Origin of the sequence: Lacticaseibacillus parakribbianus (assembly GCF_025490915.1) — a bacterium.
GTDB lineage: Bacteria > Bacillota > Bacilli > Lactobacillales > Lactobacillaceae > Lacticaseibacillus > Lacticaseibacillus parakribbianus.
The window spans coordinates 16886-32901 of record NZ_JANQBA010000006.1 but is presented as its reverse complement, the minus strand read 5'-3'; the positions used below and the strand labels follow the sequence as shown (position 1 = coordinate 32901).

At 64.1% G+C, this 16016-nt stretch carries 17 protein-coding genes; 13 read left to right on the top strand and 4 right to left on the bottom strand.

Annotated features, from left to right (window positions below):
- Window positions 1–396: 396 nt before the first annotated feature.
- Genes NUH19_RS06670 through NUH19_RS06660 form a run of 3 tightly spaced genes read left to right on the top strand, consistent with a single transcriptional unit; the run spans window position 397 to window position 3107 of the window.
- The gene (locus NUH19_RS06670) at window positions 397–1989 is read left to right on the top strand and encodes an Nramp family divalent metal transporter (protein ID WP_262315776.1); all 1593 of its coding nucleotides are present in this window, start codon (window positions 397–399) and stop codon (window positions 1987–1989) included.
- Between the two features lie 36 nt (window positions 1990–2025).
- Window positions 2026–2460, top strand: coding sequence for a universal stress protein (locus tag NUH19_RS06665; RefSeq protein ID WP_262315775.1), 435 nt, complete (start codon window positions 2026–2028; stop codon window positions 2458–2460).
- 5 nt (window positions 2461–2465) lie between these two features.
- A complete protein-coding gene (locus NUH19_RS06660) occupies window positions 2466–3107 on the top strand; it encodes a helix-turn-helix domain-containing protein (protein WP_262315774.1) in 642 nt (213 codons plus the stop codon).
- Between the two features lie 179 nt (window positions 3108–3286).
- Here NUH19_RS06660 and NUH19_RS06655 read toward each other — a convergent pair whose 3' ends face one another.
- Window positions 3287–3790: a hypothetical protein gene (locus tag NUH19_RS06655; RefSeq protein WP_262315773.1), complete on the bottom strand. Its 504-nt coding sequence runs from the start codon at window positions 3788–3790 to the stop codon at window positions 3287–3289.
- Between the two features lie 88 nt (window positions 3791–3878).
- Between NUH19_RS06655 and NUH19_RS06650 the strand changes: the two genes are divergently transcribed.
- The 4 genes from NUH19_RS06650 (at window position 3879) to NUH19_RS06635 (ending at window position 7453) form a co-directional block, all read left to right on the top strand.
- Complete coding sequence (locus NUH19_RS06650; protein ID WP_262315772.1) at window positions 3879–4520, top strand: HAD family hydrolase; 642 nt, start codon at window positions 3879–3881, stop codon at window positions 4518–4520.
- Between the two features lie 424 nt (window positions 4521–4944).
- The gene (locus tag NUH19_RS06645; RefSeq protein ID WP_262315771.1) at window positions 4945–5679 is read left to right on the top strand and encodes a metal ABC transporter ATP-binding protein; all 735 of its coding nucleotides are present in this window, start codon (window positions 4945–4947) and stop codon (window positions 5677–5679) included.
- Complete coding sequence (locus NUH19_RS06640) at window positions 5676–6521, top strand: metal ABC transporter permease (protein WP_262315770.1); 846 nt, start codon at window positions 5676–5678, stop codon at window positions 6519–6521. Before NUH19_RS06645 ends, NUH19_RS06640 begins: the two co-directional genes overlap by 4 nt.
- Entirely contained in the window at window positions 6518–7453 is a 936-nt protein-coding gene (locus NUH19_RS06635) for a metal ABC transporter solute-binding protein, Zn/Mn family (protein WP_262315769.1), read from the top strand. Before NUH19_RS06640 ends, NUH19_RS06635 begins: the two co-directional genes overlap by 4 nt.
- A 388-nt stretch (window positions 7454–7841) precedes the next feature.
- Here NUH19_RS06635 and NUH19_RS06630 read toward each other — a convergent pair whose 3' ends face one another.
- Entirely contained in the window at window positions 7842–9107 is a 1266-nt protein-coding gene (locus tag NUH19_RS06630) for a hypothetical protein (RefSeq protein ID WP_262315768.1), read from the bottom strand.
- 63 nt (window positions 9108–9170) lie between these two features.
- A complete protein-coding gene (locus tag NUH19_RS06625) occupies window positions 9171–9692 on the bottom strand; it encodes a LuxR C-terminal-related transcriptional regulator (protein WP_262315767.1) in 522 nt (173 codons plus the stop codon).
- 291 nt (window positions 9693–9983) lie between these two features.
- Between NUH19_RS06625 and NUH19_RS06620 the strand changes: the two genes are divergently transcribed.
- Window positions 9984–10574: a hypothetical protein gene (locus tag NUH19_RS06620; RefSeq protein WP_262315766.1), complete on the top strand. Its 591-nt coding sequence runs from the start codon at window positions 9984–9986 to the stop codon at window positions 10572–10574.
- Between the two features lie 139 nt (window positions 10575–10713).
- Here NUH19_RS06620 and NUH19_RS06615 read toward each other — a convergent pair whose 3' ends face one another.
- The gene (locus tag NUH19_RS06615) at window positions 10714–11766 is read right to left on the bottom strand and encodes a GH25 family lysozyme (RefSeq protein ID WP_262315765.1); all 1053 of its coding nucleotides are present in this window, start codon (window positions 11764–11766) and stop codon (window positions 10714–10716) included.
- A gap of 138 nt (window positions 11767–11904) precedes the next feature.
- Here NUH19_RS06615 and NUH19_RS06610 point away from each other — a divergent pair, with 138 nt between their 5' ends.
- From NUH19_RS06610 to NUH19_RS06590, 5 genes are all read left to right on the top strand, one after another.
- Complete coding sequence (locus NUH19_RS06610) at window positions 11905–12132, top strand: hypothetical protein (protein WP_262315764.1); 228 nt, start codon at window positions 11905–11907, stop codon at window positions 12130–12132.
- A 467-nt stretch (window positions 12133–12599) separates the two neighbouring features.
- Window positions 12600–12827 (top strand): DUF2922 domain-containing protein, encoded by a 228-nt coding sequence (locus NUH19_RS06605; protein WP_262315763.1) that lies wholly within the window; start codon window positions 12600–12602, stop codon window positions 12825–12827.
- Between the two features lie 60 nt (window positions 12828–12887).
- Entirely contained in the window at window positions 12888–13478 is a 591-nt protein-coding gene (locus NUH19_RS06600; protein ID WP_262315762.1) for a hypothetical protein, read from the top strand.
- Between the two features lie 168 nt (window positions 13479–13646).
- On the top strand, window positions 13647–14204 hold the full coding sequence (locus NUH19_RS06595; protein ID WP_262315761.1) for a hypothetical protein: 558 nt from the start codon (window positions 13647–13649) through the stop codon (window positions 14202–14204).
- A gap of 397 nt (window positions 14205–14601) precedes the next feature.
- Window positions 14602–15912, top strand: coding sequence for a C40 family peptidase (locus NUH19_RS06590; RefSeq protein ID WP_262315760.1), 1311 nt, complete (start codon window positions 14602–14604; stop codon window positions 15910–15912).
- Window positions 15913–16016: the final 104 nt, after the last annotated feature.

Sequence of the window (16016 nt, the reverse complement as noted above, 5' to 3'; positions counted from 1 at the left end):
GCGAACTTTTTTGAGATTCGTTAGGAGGCGAATTTTCGGCGGATAATAACCGATTGTCCGACTCAATCGCCTTCGTTGTAACGTAAGAAAACGGTTTTTCTCGCGCCGTCAAGCCTCGAACCAGCGACGAATTTCGCTTAAACGGTCGCTCAGTCAACTTTAGGTGGAATTGGTGGCGTCTTCTCGGAACGGTCATTGGCATTTTGCGACGCTTGTTTAGATCGCCGTTATCATCTCGCGACGCTGCCCAAAATTGACGAGTTAGCCGTGCCTTAAAAAATCCTTTAACTTCGGCAAGGACCGCCGTATACTGATTTTGGAATTATTAGGAACATGATTGTGACGCCGCGAATGCGGCAGCCGGGCCGCGGTGGCCCGGCAGAAAGGAAGGGTAGCATGGCAGAAGAACCACGCAAGCACAAGCTGATCGAATACGCGAACGGGCCGTCTTTGGAGGAGATTAACGGCACCGTGGAGGTCCCCAAGGGCAAAGGATTTTGGCGAACCTTATTCGCCTACTCCGGACCCGGGGCCCTAGTCGCCGTCGGGTACATGGACCCCGGTAACTGGTCGACCAGCATCACCGGTGGTCAGAACTTCGGCTACCTCCTGATGAGCATCATCCTGATTTCGAGTCTGATTGCGATGCTGCTGCAGAACATGGCGGCCAAGCTCGGCATCGTCACCCGCATGGACCTCGCCCAGGCGATTCGCGCCAGGACCAGCAAGCCGCTGGGCATCATCCTCTGGATCATGACCGAGTTTGCCATCATGGCGACCGACATCGCCGAGGTCATCGGGGCGGCGATCGCCTTGTACCTGCTGTTCAAGATTCCCCTGGTCATCGCGGTGTTCCTGACCGTTTTGGACGTCTTGATCCTGCTGCTTTTGACCAAAATCGGCTTCCGCAAAATCGAGGCGATTGTGGTCTGCTTGATTCTGGTGATTCTGCTGGTCTTCGCCTACCAGGTCGCCTTGTCCGACCCGCAGTGGGGGCAGGTGATCCTCGGGTTGGTGCCTAGCGCCAAGTCCGTCGCGATCAGCCCGACCGTCGCCGGCATGACGCCGTTGAGCGGGGCCTTGGGCATCATCGGGGCCACCGTGATGCCGCACAACCTGTACCTGCACTCCGCGATTTCACAGACGCGCAAGCTCAACCACGACGATCCGGACGAAGTCGCCACGGCGGTTCGCTTCTCGCAGTGGGACTCCAACATTCAGCTCAGCTTCGCCTTCGTGGTCAACGCGCTGTTGCTGATCATGGGGGTGGCGGTGTTCAAGTCCGGCGCCGTCAAGGACCCGTCCTTCTTCGGCCTGTACGAAGCGCTGTCGAACACCGACACGCTGAGCAACGGCGTGTTGATCGCCGTCGCCAAGTCCGGCATTTTGTCCATCCTGTTCGCCGTCGCCCTGCTGGCCTCGGGCCAAAACTCCACGATCACCGGCACCCTGACCGGGCAGGTGATCATGGAGGGGTTCGTTCACATGCGGATGCCGCTTTGGGCCCGGCGCCTGGTCACCCGGCTGATCTCCGTGATTCCAGTTTTGATCTGCGTCGCGATGACCAGCGGCCTGAACAAGGTCGACCAGCACGAGGCGCTGAACACGCTGATGAATAACTCGCAGGTATTTTTGGCCTTCGCCCTGCCGTTTTCGATGCTGCCGCTTCTGATGCTGACGGACAGCCCGGCCGAAATGGGGGCCCGGTTCAAGAACTCAACGTGGGTCAAGGTCTGCGGCTGGATTTCCGTGATCGGCCTGACCTTCCTGAACATGCTGAACCTGCCGAAGTCCTTCGCCGACTTCCTGGGTGACGGTGCCAGCGCCGATGCGGTACTATCGGCTCACATCGCGGCCTACGTGGCGATTGCGGCGATCCTGGCGCTTCTGGTCTGGTGCATCGCCGACCTGCGCCGCGGCAACCAGCGGCTGGCCGACCACATCGCCGCGGCAAAGTTGCACGAGGCGACCGCCACCCGCGATAATTAAGTTGATAGGGTAGATAATTCTTAGGGAGGCACAACTATGGCAGAAGATTATACCAAAATTCTGGTCGGGGTCGACGACTCGGCGGATGCGCTGGCGGCTTTTCGCTACGCCATCCACCGCGCCAAGGCCGACGCGGCCGAGCTCATCATCACAAGCATTCTGGAGTCCGGCGAGATGAACGTCTACCAGGCGCTGAGCAAGGATTACGTTCACGGCGAACGCGCCGAGCTTGAGGCTCACCTCAACGCCTACGTCGAGCTGGCGGAAAAGGCCGGCATCGCCAAGGTTCGCGCGATCATCGGCGAGGGCGACGCCGGGGAGACCATCATCAAGACGATCATTCCCGAGGTGCAGCCGGACCTGTTGATCATCGGCGCCGAGTCCAAGAAGGGCCTGGCCCGGCACTTCGGCAGCCAGGCCGCCTACATGGCCAAGTATGCCGACATCTCGGTGCTGATCGTGCGGGAGTGAGGCCGGTGACGACGATTGAAGGCCGCGGGGCAACGGACCCGCGAACGCGCCTGCTGACGCTGGCCCGGCACCTGTTTGCCACGCAGGGGTACCAGGCGACCACCACGCGGCGGCTGAACCTCGGCGGCAGCGAAAGCCCGGGGCTGCTTTACTATTACTTTCCCGGTGGCAAACGGGCGGTACTCGATGCCATCATCGCCGCCGGTGCCGACTGGCCGCCGCTGCCGGTGTGGCAGCTGGGCGCCCCGGCCGACGCGGCCGCGCTTGAGGCAAGACTTTTGACCGGCATGGCCGCCTGGTGGCAGGTGCTGGCGACGCCGGCGGTCGCCGAGACCCTGCTGATCCTGGTTCGCGAACGGCCGCTTCTGACCGCAACGCAGGTGAGCTGGTGCCGCGAACGCGAGGCTCAGGCCACGGGCAGCGTGGCCCAGGCACTGGCGGCGATGCGCGGCCCCCTGGCGATGGCGGAAGCGACGGCGGCGGCCCTGGCCCCGGTGATTCGCGGTCTGTATCAAAAAACGGTGCTTGAGGAGCTGCTGATTGCCGGCAGGTCGCACGACACAATCGACCTGGCCGCGGCGGTGCAACCCGGGCTGCGCCTTTTGACCACGCGCATGGGGCAAGCGGCCGCTGTGCCGACCCGCTGACCCTTCAGGCCACGATTCAGTGTGAATCGTGGCCTTTTTGGTCCCGTTAAATATGGTAGAATCGTGGTGCGGCTCGCCGCGCTGCCGGCACCCGAACGACGCGTCGACAGCGCAGCGAGCTGGGGCCCAGGCCGCCGCGGCCACGGTAGCCAAGGTGGGCGGTCACGCAACGGCCACGGTTACCGTCGCAGTTCCGTTTTCGGCGCCGCTGGCCGGCGGCGCATGATTGGCTGGTGCAGCCATTCCTTGCCCAGCCGGACCAGGGCTCCGGGATAGTCCAGCATGAACGGCTCGTAGGCTAGTGATCGCCGCGGTCGGGCGGCGCTTGCCATCCGGGTGACGTAGCGGGGTTCTGGCAGCACTAGGAGTGGCACCAGCTGGCTTTGCAGGGTCGCCAGGCGCCTGTCTGCGGCGAAGCTGCGACCGGCGGCGACCCAGGCTTCAATCAGGGCGGCGCCGGTGCCGGGCGGGGCGATGTACCAAAGCTGGGTGCGGCCGCCGACCAGCGCCGTGTCGCCGCACCGCACGTCGGCCTGGATGAAGGTGGGGGTGAAGCCGACGCGCAACGCGTTGGGGGCGGAGACGAAGGGACGGGTGACGGGTTCGCCGGTCCGGGTGGTGCCGGTGGTGGTGTACAGCGTCAGGCGGTTGAACACGCCTTGCAGCTCGCAGGGGTCTGCCATGGGTACGCTCCTTAATCGAATGAATGTTTAGAAAACGTTTACATCTAGTGGCAATGCAAAAGCGCCGCACGGGTGGCGGGAGGATCGAATGAAGAAGCAGGCAGTGATTTTTGACCTAGATGGGGTGCTGATCGACAGCGAGCCGCTGTACTTCCGGTGGCGGCAAAAGCAGTTCAGAGAAACCGGCGTGACGCCGGCGCATTTTTCGCTGGCGGAGACGGCGGGGGTGGCCGACGACGCCTTTTGGCTGCAGGCATTTCCGACCGATGCCGCGCTGCGGCAGCGGCAACGCGCGATGTTCGAGGCGGCCGTCGCGGCGCAGCCCGTGCCGTTCCCAAGCATCCTGAAGCCCGGCGTGGCCGCGGCCCTGGCGTGGCTGCGCGGCCACGGCTTCCAGCTGGCGCTGGCCTCGGCCGGGGCGATGCCGGACCTGCAGCGCTTCGTCGCCGAGTGCGACCTGCGCTTCGACCGGATCATCAGCGGCGTCGACCTGCCGGCCAACAAGCCGGACCCCTTGATCTACCGGACCGCGCTCGCCGCGCTGGGGCTTTCGGCCGCCGCCTGCCTGGCCATCGAGGACAGCGCGGTCGGCATCGCCGCGGCCAAGGGTGCCGGCCTTGAGACCTGGGCGGTGCGGCCGACCGGCTACGCGCTGGACCAACGCGCCGCCGACCGGGTGATTGCAGGTGTCTTTGAGCTGCCGCGGCTTTTGGGCGAAGGCGGCGAGTAGACGGCCGCCCCGTGACTACAATAATGGAAAATTCCGGCGCCGGCAATTTTTAAGCTCGCGTTGGCTATCGTGTATCACGACACTGTGGGACACGACTTGAATCCGGCGGTCGGGCAAGGCGGCCTGCGGCAGGGGTTGTGCGTTCCGCTTGGCTATGAAGACGCCACATGTCACAGCGGCTTCCCCGCGTTGTGCAAACACTGTCACCACCTCAGAACCTGCCCCGGCACGATTCTCCAAGTCGTGCCGGGCGGTCTGGTTTGTTGCACCACCCGTGCCACAATTTGGCGGCCGCAACGACGTGAGAACGCCGGTGCGACCGCTTTTTGGCGCCGCCAATCGGGCCGTGGTTGCCTTTTGAGCGAGGCTTGGGTAGAATTAGTGTAGATAGTTTAGACGTCCCTAAAAATAATGGAGGTGCCGCATGCTCAAGCTCACGGCCCTCACCGTTGCTTACGATGACACACCAGTCTTCTCTGATGTTGCCGTGGACTTTCACGCAGGCGCCATTACTGGGATCATCGGCCCCAACGGTGCGGGTAAATCAACCATGATCAAGGCCGCCCTCGGCCTGATCAAAGCCACCGGAACCGTCACGTTCAATGACCGCCCGATCAAGGACAGCCGAAAAAACGTCGCTTACGTCGAACAGCGCAAGGAGCTGGACCTGACCTTCCCGGCCTCGGTGCTGGACGTGGTGCTGACCGGCACCTACGCCAACCTCGGGCTGTTCAAGAGCCCCGGTAAGGCCGAAAAAGCCGCCAGCCTCAACGCCTTGCACCAGGTCGACCTGACCGCCTTCACGCACCGGCAGATCGGCCAGCTCTCCGGCGGCCAGCTGCAGCGGGTGTTCGTCGCCCGGGCAATCGTCCAAGACGCCGACCTGATCATTCTTGACGAACCCTTCGTCGGCATCGACGTGCAAAGCGAGGCCGCGATCATGACAATCCTCAAGGCATGGCGCGACGCCGGCAAGACGATTATCGTGGTTCACCACGACCTGAACAAGGTATTCGACTACTTCGACGAGTTGGTGATCGTCAACCGCGGCATCGTGGCGGCCGGGCCGACCCGGCAGGTCTACACCGCGCCAAACATTGCCAAGGCCTTCTCGCAGGACCTGGCCACCGTGCTTTTTGAACCGGAGGTGACGGCATGACCACCCTGACCGATTTCGTAGCGGCGCTTGGTAAGTACGATTTTCTCCAAAGCGCCTTGATCACCGCCATCATGGTCGGTGTGATGTCCGGCATCGTCGGCAGCTTCATCATCCTGCGGGGGATGTCTCTGATGGGCGACGCGATCTCCCACGCCGTGCTGCCCGGCGTCGCCGTCGCCTACATGCTCGGCATCAACGTGCTGCTCGGGGCGTCGGTGTTCGGCATCCTGGCAGCGATGCTGATCGGCTTCGTCGCGTCACGCAGCAAGATTAAGACCGACACCAGCATCGGCATCGTCTTTTCGGCCTTTTACGCGCTGGGCTTCATCCTGATCTCGCTGGCCGAAAGCGCGACGAACCTGCACCACATCCTGTTCGGGAACATCCTGGCCGTGTCGGATTCGGACATCATGACCACCGCCGTTGTGCTGGGGCTGGTCGTCGTCTTCGTCGTGGTGTTTTACAAGGAACTGTTCATCACCAGTTTCGATGAGACCTTCGCCCGGACTTACGGGTTGCCGGCCCAGGTGGTGCATTACGCCCTGATGCTGGTGCTGACCCTAGTGACCGTGTCGTCGCTTCAGACCGTCGGCATCATCCTGGTGGTCGCGATGCTGATCACGCCGGCGGCCACGGCGTTTCTTTGGACCGACCGGCTGCACGTGATGCTGGTGTTGGCCGCCGTCATCGGGGCGGTCGCCGCCACCGCGGGGCTGTACCTGAGCTTCACCTTCAACTGGGCGTCCGGCCCGGCCATCGTTCTGGTCGCAGCCGCCTTGTTCGGCCTGTCGTTCGTCGCCTCGCCCAAGCAGGGCTTCCTGCGCCGGAGGGTCACCCAATGAGAAAAATTCTGCTCACCCTGGCCGCCGTCGCCGCCATGCTGTTCGGCGTCCATCACTTCATCGCCACCCGGGCCGCGACCCAGCAGCAGGCGACCGGCGCCAAGCTGCGGGTGGTCGCGACCAACTCGATTCTGGCCGACATGGTCCAAGAAGTCGGCGGTCGCGACGTCGAGGTCTACAGCATTGTTCGCCGCGGCGTCGACCCCCACGAGTACGAACCGCGGCCCAGCGACGTCGCCGCCGCCGCCGAGGCCGATCTGCTGTTTCACAACGGCCTGAACCTCGAAACCGGCGGCTCTGGCTGGTTCAAGAAGCTGGTGACCACCACCGGGCAGGCGTTCGGCAAGACCGTTTTCGCCGCGTCCGAGGGCGTCACGCCCAAGCACCTGACCACCAACGCGAACGAGGTCGACCCCCACGCCTGGCTGGACTTGCAAAACGGCATCCAGTACGTTCGCACCATCGCCAAGCGCCTGAGTGCGGCCGACCCGGCCAACGCGGCGGTGTTCGGCCAAAACGCCGACGCCTACGTGGCCAAGCTCGAGGCGCTGCACGAGGCCGCGGTCGCCAAATACCGCAAGCTGCCCGAAGACCGGCGCGTCCTGGTCACCTCGGAAGGCGCGTTCAAGTACTTCGGCGCCGCTTACGGCGTCACCCCGACCTACATCTGGGAGATCAACACCGAGTCGCAAGGCACCCCGGCGCAGCTTCAGGCGGTGCTGGGCAAGCTCGCGACAAGCACCGGCCGTCACGTCTTCGTCGAAAGCTCGGTCTCGCCCAAGGCCATGCAAAAAGTGGCCAAGGAAAGCGGCCGCACCATCTACGCCAAGCTCTTCACCGACTCCTTGGCCGCCGCCGGCACCACCGGCGACACCTACTACACGATGATGAAGTGGAACCTCGACCAGATCTACGCAGGGCTTGCGGCCTAGGAAGAATTTGCCGAGTCGGGCTCCGGCCCGGATGGACCACTATGTCCGGCCCCGGCCCGGCCGGACCAGCGCTAAGTCCTCGGACCAAGAGCTGGGCTGGGCGACCGCACCGCGATGGGTGAGCTGACCGAGCTGCACCTGACTCGGCGTTAGGCCGGTGCTGCGCTAGCCCGGCCCGACTGTAGGTGAACTCGAGCAAGTCCGAGCAATTCGAACAAGTCCGAGCAATTCGATCAAGCCCGAACAAGTCGAGCAAGTCGAGCAAACCGAGCAAGCCCGAGCAAGCCTGAGCAAGCCCAAACCAAAAAAAACGCTGGAACTGGCCGTGATGTCGCATCACGACCGGCTCCGGCGTTTTTTTGGCGTAGCTGGATTCAGATCACCGAACCTAGTGGCCCAGCACCAGCCGGCGGTAGCGCAGCTGCTGCACGACCGCCGCAGCGGCCCAAAAGCCGACCGCCCAAACCGCCAGCACGAGAAAGACGCTCGCCGGCGTCGTGTTGTTGAAGGGCTCGGCCTTGGCCAAGATGGCCGGCGGGTTGGTGTAAAAGGCCGGCAGCACTTTTTGCACCGCCAACGGCAAGGCGTCCAGCACGTGCAGCGGTGCCAGGAAGAACGCGGCGCAGGTCATCAGCAGCGCCAGCAGCGGGTTGTCAGTGAGCTGCGTGACCAGGAAGGCGACGCCGGCCAAAAGCGCTGCCCAAAGCCACAGCATTCCGAGCTGCAGCGCAATCTCCTGCCACATCGGCGTCAGGTAGACGCTGGCCGGGGTGGTGTGAAGCACCGGCTGCCACAGGGTTCCCATGCGCTTGCCCGGCACGATGGCGGTGATCAGCATCGCCAGGCCGACCAAGGCGACCAGCACGACGGCGATGACGGCGAGCGTGAGGGCCGCCTGCGTCGCGACCATGCGCAGGTCGCGGCGCGGCGTCATGCGCATCAGGGTCTCGGTGTTGTGGCGCTGGTCGTACCCAAGCGCCGCCGTCAGCACGAAGGCGGCGTAGAAGAGAAACACCCAAGTCAGCGTGGTGCCGGCGTTGAGCTTGTAGAAGTAGTGCTTGCGGGTGCCGACCATCGTCCACTTCCAGACGTGGCTGCCGTAGTGGGAGAACACGCCGTAGACCGCAGCGGCGGCCGTGCCGCGGCTGGCGATCGCCGGCAGCGCGTTGATGCGGTGCTTGACGTAGTAGGCTAGAATCTGCTGCTTGGCCTCCAGGTTCAGCTGGGAGCTGGTGAAGGTGTTTTCGATGAAGTCCAGCCTCCCGATGTTGTCGAGAATCTCGGGGTGCTTGGTGATGGCGGCGAGCGTCAGCCGGTCGACGGTCAGGTAGTCGCGTTCGGCCAGCGGGTCGCGAATCGCGCTCAGCAAAGCCAGCGTCGGCTTGGCGGCGGTGAGGTTGGGATTGGCCTTCAAGTCGGCAAGTACCTGGCGCTTTGCGGCCGCTCGCTGGCCAGGCGCCGCCTGTTCCATCGTCGTGGCGGGGCTTGGGTCGTAGGAGGGAAAACGGGTGCCGGCGACGTAGCGGTAGGTGGTGGTGAGAATCCCGAGGTGGTGCCCCAGCGGCACCGCGAAAAGCAGCAGCAGACCGAGCAGGGCAGCGAGGTGCAGCGACCAGGGGTGCTTCTTGAGCTCGAGCGACAGTAATCCGTGCATGGCGGCCTCCGTCAGCGCGACCGTGAGTCTCACGATGCGCTCATTTTCTAATCATTCTATCACTCAACGGTTGGGACCGCTATCATTATTTGCCGCCAAAAATTTCTTGCGAATGGCGGCTCGCAGCTGGGTGACGCGCTGGTGCGACAGGCCGAGCTCCCGGGCGATCGCGGCGTTGGTCGCGCCTTGGTAGGCCAGGTTCAGCACCCGCCGCTCGCTTGCGGTGAGCCGCGGCCAAAGTCCGACCAGCGCCTCCGTCACCAGCAGCGGCTCAATCGGCTGCGCGGCCGGCGGTGGCTCCCGGACTGCCTCCTGCAGGACCCGGGCGACGCGGTCCTGGCGCCGTTGGCCAGTGCGGCGGTTGCGAGCCAGGGTGGCCAAGCTGCGCTTGAGGCGCCAGGCCAGCAGGTGAGCGAAGTCGTCACTTGCGCCGCGGGACTGGTAGGCCGGGTACTCGGTGGCGATGAAGTGCCAGGCGAGTTCCAGCGCCTCCCCGTAGAACTGGTCGAAGTCGCCGGCGTGGGTCGCCACCCGGCGAATCAGGGGGTCATAGTCGCGGAGCAGGGAATCGATGTCAAGGGTCATCACAATGCCTTCTCGGACGCGGTCGCTGCAGTCAACCGCGCGGGTTATTCATCGATGATGACGTCAGGTTACCGCGGGGTCGCGCCGGCGCCAACGCGACCTTCGGCGTGGCCAGGACCGATACGACGGGGCCTGGCGGCACTGGGTCCGGTGCGGCCGGCGCAAGTGGCGGCCGCACGGCAATTGTTAAGTGAAACTCCGGCCGATTTTTATTCGAAATGAGCATAATATTCGTATATTTATAAAAATGTTGCTAGAATGAAAACGATTTTAGGCTAAGGAGGGATTCAGATGAGAACGACAAAGCAAAAATCGGCGGTGATCCTGACGCTTGATGGTTACCCGGTCGCGCCGCAAGCGCTGACCACGGCGGATTGGCACAGCGGGGCGTCACTGGACGGCGTCGCGCTGCTAGTGGCCGTCGCCAACGCTTCCGGTGGCCCTGGTGCGGTGCTTTTGGCTCACGGCCGTTGGTACCGAAGCGATTGTTCGCCGGCCCAGCTGATCGCGGCCGCCCGGGACAGTCAGAAGCGGGGGGCGGCCGACCTCGCCGCCTGTGAGCGGCAGGTCGAAGCGGAATTGGGGGTTGCCGCGCTGCCTTGGAGTCTGCCGTACCTGCACAACCACCTGGTGTGTCTGACCCGCAGCCCGACCGGCAGCTTGTGGCTGGGGATGGGCCGCGTGTACCGCGCGACCTGCCTGGGCCCGGCAGGCTTCAGCTGTCAGGTGCGACTCGGCGACGGGCGGTGGCACGTCCTGCGGCTGGTCGCGACGCCGATGAGCCCAGCGACCTTCGTGCGGCGCTGCGAGGCGGCCGGGCGCCTGCGGAAGCTGGTGATCGACGACCTGCAAAGCGGCCGCAGCGCGTTCGGCTTCCGCTGAACCGGGGCGGCCAGACCGCGGCCGGTGCGAACGCTGCCTTGGCCCGATTGAATTTCAAAAAGCCGCGGGTGCCGGCGCAGCTGCTGAGACAGCAGCCGCGTGATACCCGCGGCTTTTTGGTCTGTTGGCGGCGGTCGGGTCACGCGAACAGCTGAGTGGCGGTCAGGGGTCCGACGATGCCATCGGCCACCAGCCGCCTGGCCTGCTGGAAGGCCACCACCGCGGCGCGGGTCTTGGCGCCGAACACCCCGTCCACGCCTTGCGGGTCGTGGCCGGCCAGGTGCAGGCCAATCTGAATCAGCCGCACCAGGTCGCCGCTGGCGCCGGTGCCAAGCGGCCGCACCGCCTGGGCCGAGCGGGGCCCGAACACGCCATCGACGGCCAGCCCCGCGTGGTACAAGGCGTTGAGCGTGGTCTGGACACCACGCACCAGCGCCTTTTTCGTCAGCGGTCCCGCCACGCCGTCGGTGGCCAGCCCCGCCTTGAAGCGCTGGTTGAGGAAGGCCTGGGCGGCGGTCACCACCGGGTCCTTGGGCGTGACCGCCGCGGTATTCTTGGCGCCAGCGGCCAGGGCCGCCCAGTCGGCGCTGCCGCCGCTGAACACGTCGAAGTCCAAGGGCCCGGCCCAGCCCGGCAGCCGGCCGCTGCTGGTGTACTGAAAAAGCGTCGCCGCCGGCCACCAGCGCGGTGCGGCCGGCAGCGGCCGGGGCTGGTAGCCGGTGACCTGGTTGTAGTTGTTGTACTGGGCCAGCCACAGGCCAAAGCCCCCTTGCACGACCTTGGCCCAGTTGCGGGTGCGTTCCTCGGCCAGGTTGGTGTAGACCAACGGCCGGACGCCGGTCAGGCTGACAATGCGCTGAAGAAAAAGCAGCCCGTGATCCGGCCCGGCCTGGCTGAGCAGCGGCCCGTCTTCGATGTCGAGCGCCAACAGCGCCCGGCCCAGGTAAGGCCCGGCCGCGTCCAGAAAGTAGTCGGCCTCCCGCACCGGGTCGTTGTTGCGCAGGTAGTGGTAAAGCCCAATCAGCTTGCCCGAGTCGCTCGCCTGCTTCAGGTTGAGGGCCATCACCGGGTTCTTGTAGGCGACGCCTTCCGTGGCCTTGACGATCACGAAGCTGCCGGGGATGCCGCCGGCGTTGATGTAGTGCCCGTTGAGTGCGTTGTTGCTGGAAATATCGATGCCATTGAGTGTCATTGTTTTCGCCTCCTTACTGACTAAGACAACAATTTTGACAAAAGTTGCTAGACCCCCTAGCACTTTTGGCCAAAATTGTTGTCTTAAAGGTGTAGGCCCAAGCGAGAGCTTAATCCGGCCGCAAGGGAGGTGAGTGCAATGCAACTGATTCAATCTGTTCACGTGGTGTACACCTACGCGAACGACACTGACGCTACGGACACGTTCAAGCGCAGCTTCGGCAACGTCAACCTCGATCCGCGCGACGCGTCGGTCACCAGCTACGGTGAGGCCCTGGCGATTCTCAACCCAGGCTACCACCTGGCGGACGCCGTGATGACCAAGGTCTACCAGGTCACCGCAGACAGCGAGGCGCCGACCGCGTAACCGTGAGGCGGGAGGCGGGAGCGGGTAGGCTATCCGTCCCGCTAACTGCACGGCGTTCCACCGGCTAAACGGGTTCCCCAAGGCAACGCGGGTGCGTCCAGCTAGGACTGGCACTCGACGCAAAGGACGCGCCAAGCGCCAGTCCTACGCTTGCCGCCCCGCTAAACCCGCCTTGTTCCACCGGCTAAACGGGTTCCCCAAGGCAACGCGGGTGCGTCCAGCTAGGACTGGCACTCGACGCAAAGGACGCGCCAAGCGCCAGTCCTACGCTTGCCGCCCCGCTAAACCCGCCTTGTTCCACCCTCTCAACGGGTTCCCCAAGGCAACGCGGGTGCGTCCAGCTAGGACTGGCACTCGACGCAAAGGACGCGCCAAGCGCCAGTCCTACGCTTGCCGCCCCGCTAAACCCGCCTTGTTCCACCCTCTCAACGGGTTCCACCCGCTCTTCTCGAAAGGAGGTGAATCACATGAATGATACCGTTCAACTGCGGCTGGTTTTTGCCGCCGCGAGTGGGCTTCGGCGTACCCTGACGATGAGCAACATCGGCGCGAAGCCGTCGACCGAGGCCGTCGAAACGATGATGGCGGCGATGGCCAACGCCCAGCTCTTCAGCATTGGCGGCATCGCGCTGTACGTCCAGCCGCTTGAGGCTTGGTACATCGCGACGGATGTCGAGCAGATCTATCAGGCCTAGCGTCGCCCGGGGAGTGAGCTCCCCGGTACATAAGCGTTAACGCGCGAAGGAGGAAGCGCCATGCGATTAATCTTGTTGCTGCTGGCTTTTGTCAGCGTGAACCTGGAGTACCTGTTCCTGCTGCTGTTTTTGCTGCAAAAATACGCGCCGCTTCAGGTCACCTTGGGCTACCTCGCGGCGGATGCGGTGCTGATGGGGCTGAGCTACGCGCTGGGCCTGGGGCTTGAGCTGATCGTGCCCGATTGGGTGGTCGGCGGCGTCGGCCTGCTGCCGCTGGTCTTCGCGCTGCACGCCAAGTCACCGACGGACCCGGCGCTGTCGCCGCAGGCCGCGACGGTGGCGGTGGTGCTGACGGTGCTTGCGGTGACCACGCGCTGCCACCTCGCGCTGTACCTGCCGATTCTCACCGGCATCGGGGCCACGGAGGCGCTGCTGGCCGGGGTGCTGATCGGCGTGGCGACGGTGGTCGTAATGCTGGCCGCCAGCACCGTCGCGCGTCACCCGGCCTGGGCGGCAGAGATTCAGGCTCGCAGCCTCGCGCCGACCAAGGCCTGCTACGTGCTGGTCGGCGCCTATGTGATGTGGGATTCGGACTTGCTGGGGCAGCTGCAGACGGCGGTTCGCGCGGCGCTGCTAGCACTGGGCGGGTGAGCCGATTGACGCGGCGCGGTTGGTCGCCGGAGCGAGTGAGGGAAAACGCGCCCCGCCAAGCGGTGTTGGACCGCGGCAGCGGTGTGCCGTCGCGGCGGCGTGCTTCAGATTCGCGCGTCCTGACACCCTGTGGTAACATGGACGCATAACGTCATGGGGGTGGCATTTTTGGAGACAACGGCACAGGCACGGGGTACGGCGCAGGAGCGGCTGATCGCGGCGACGGACCAGCTGATGCAGGTGAAGGGCATCGGGCACTTCAACGTCAGCGAGATCTGCGTGCTGGCGCGGGTAGATTACGCGACGATGCGCAACTCGTTTCGCAAGGACGAGCTGATCGACCTGGCGGGGATGCGGGCGTTCTCGCGGTTCTACCGCCAGGCGCAAAAGCAGGCGACGGCGCCGGGGGTGTCCTTGACCCAGCGCATCACGCAGTTCGCGGCCTGCGCCCAGGCCTTCCGCGCCGGCATTCCGGGCAAGGGCTTCCAGCAGCTGTTCTTGCGGCTGCAGGCGTCGCCGACCCACGCCGCGCAGCTGACGGACTGGAACAACGAGCTGTGGGCGGCCATCATCGCGCAGGGTCGCGCCAGCGGCGAAATCGCCGCGACCACCGACGAGGCGACGCTGCGCCGGTTCCTGATGATTCTGGTCGACGCGCTGATCGACGCGCAGCCGGGCAGTGACCAGACCAAGCTGACCGCGCTGTTCATCGCCGGGGTGCGGTGAACAATCGTGTTTCTTCTATATAGTCAGTCAGTGGTGGCACTTGGCCACCGCTGACGCCGACCCGCCTGGACAACCGGAACCACCGGCTGCCCAGGCGGGTCTTTGCGTCGGCGCAATCTTCGGCATTTGTCGGTCGGACCGGCTTGGGGTCGCGGTTTTGCGCCGATCCCGGGAATATTCGGCGAATAGTTTGTGACATTTTGGACAGAGTGGAACGACTGGGGCCAGGCGGCCGCGAGACCAGGCGGGACGCGGGATTGCGGCCGCTGGGAGCCGAGCCCGTGTGTTACAACCGACCGTTTTCATGACAAGCGCCGCGAATCGTTAACTTCACTGTAACAGCGCTGTAACTTTGGTCTGCTATATTCTTAGACAGTGAAGTAAGGGAGTGTAATTTATGAAATTCGCAAAATCAATCACAGTGGCTGCCCTGATGACCATCCTGGCAGCAGGCACCTTCAGCACCAGCAACACCGTCTCCGCCGACGATGTCAGCTCGGCGAAGTCCGCGCTGAGCAACAAGAAGAGCGAAGCCACGACCTTGCTTAAGGAACTGCAGACGGCCCAAGAGAAGGTCGCCAAGATCGATAATAAGGTCTCCGACAAGACGCTGGCCATTATCGACACTAAGAAGAACATCAGCACCACTGAAGACACCATCGCCAGCTACGCAGCCAAGATCGCCAAGGAGAACCAGGAGATCAAGAGCCGCAAAGCTGTTTTGAAAAAGCAACTGGTTTCCCTGCAAAAAAAGGCCGGCGACTCCATCACCGGTAACGTCTACGTCGACTTCGTCCTGAACGCCAAGGACCTGTCCGACCTGGTCTCCCGCGGGGTCACCGTCAACAAGCTCAACTCCGCCAGCAAGGATGCGCTGGACGCCGTGAACGCCGCCAAGGCCAAGGTCAAGACGCTCAAGGCCACCCAGGAAGACAAGAAGGCCGACCTGGTCGCCACCAAGAACCAGCTGGAGGCCGACAAGAAGGAACTGACCAGCTTGCAAAAGCAGGCCAAGAAGGACTCCGCCGCCTTGGCCAAGAAGCTGGATGACAACAAGGACGAAATCGCCGCCCTTGAAAAGAAGCTGACCACCGCCACCGCCCAGGCCGCCGCCCTGAAGGCCGCCGCCGAGCAGGCGAAGGCCACCGCTGCCGCCCAGGCCGCTCAAGACACTGCGATCGCCAAGGCCACCAGCGCCGCAACGACCGTCAAGAAGGCCACGAGCAGCAAGTCCAGCGCCGCCACCGTCGTCTCCAACACCAGCTCCAGCACCTCGCACCACAGCAGTGCCGCCAACACGAACAGCTCAAGCTCAAGCGCCAACACCGGCAGCACCAGCCACGTCTCGGCCGGCAGCTTCTCCAGCATGATCGCCGCCGCCGAATCTCAGCAGGGCAAGGCTTACGTCTGGGCCGCCGCTGACCCATCCGTTGGCTTCGACTGCTCCGGGCTTGTGATGTGGTCCGCCGCCCAGGTCGGCATCTCCCTGCCGCACCAGGCCTCGCAACAGGCTCACTACGGCTCCGAAGTATCCCTGAGCAGCCTGCAGGCCGGTGACCTCCTCTTCTGGGGTGGCCGCAACAGCGCCTACCACGTCGCCATCTACATCGGTGGCGGCCAGTACATCCACGCGCCTCAGGAAGGCGACGTGGTTCGCATCGCGACGATCTCCGCCGGCTTCATGCCAAGCTTCGCCCGTCGCCTGTAATTTCAGACTGAATAGGTCACACCGTAATCGGTTCTGCCAGCTGGCAGGGCCGATTTTTGTTTGGTATAGCCCAGTCGGCGAGATCAAAAAGTCGGAAAAATTGG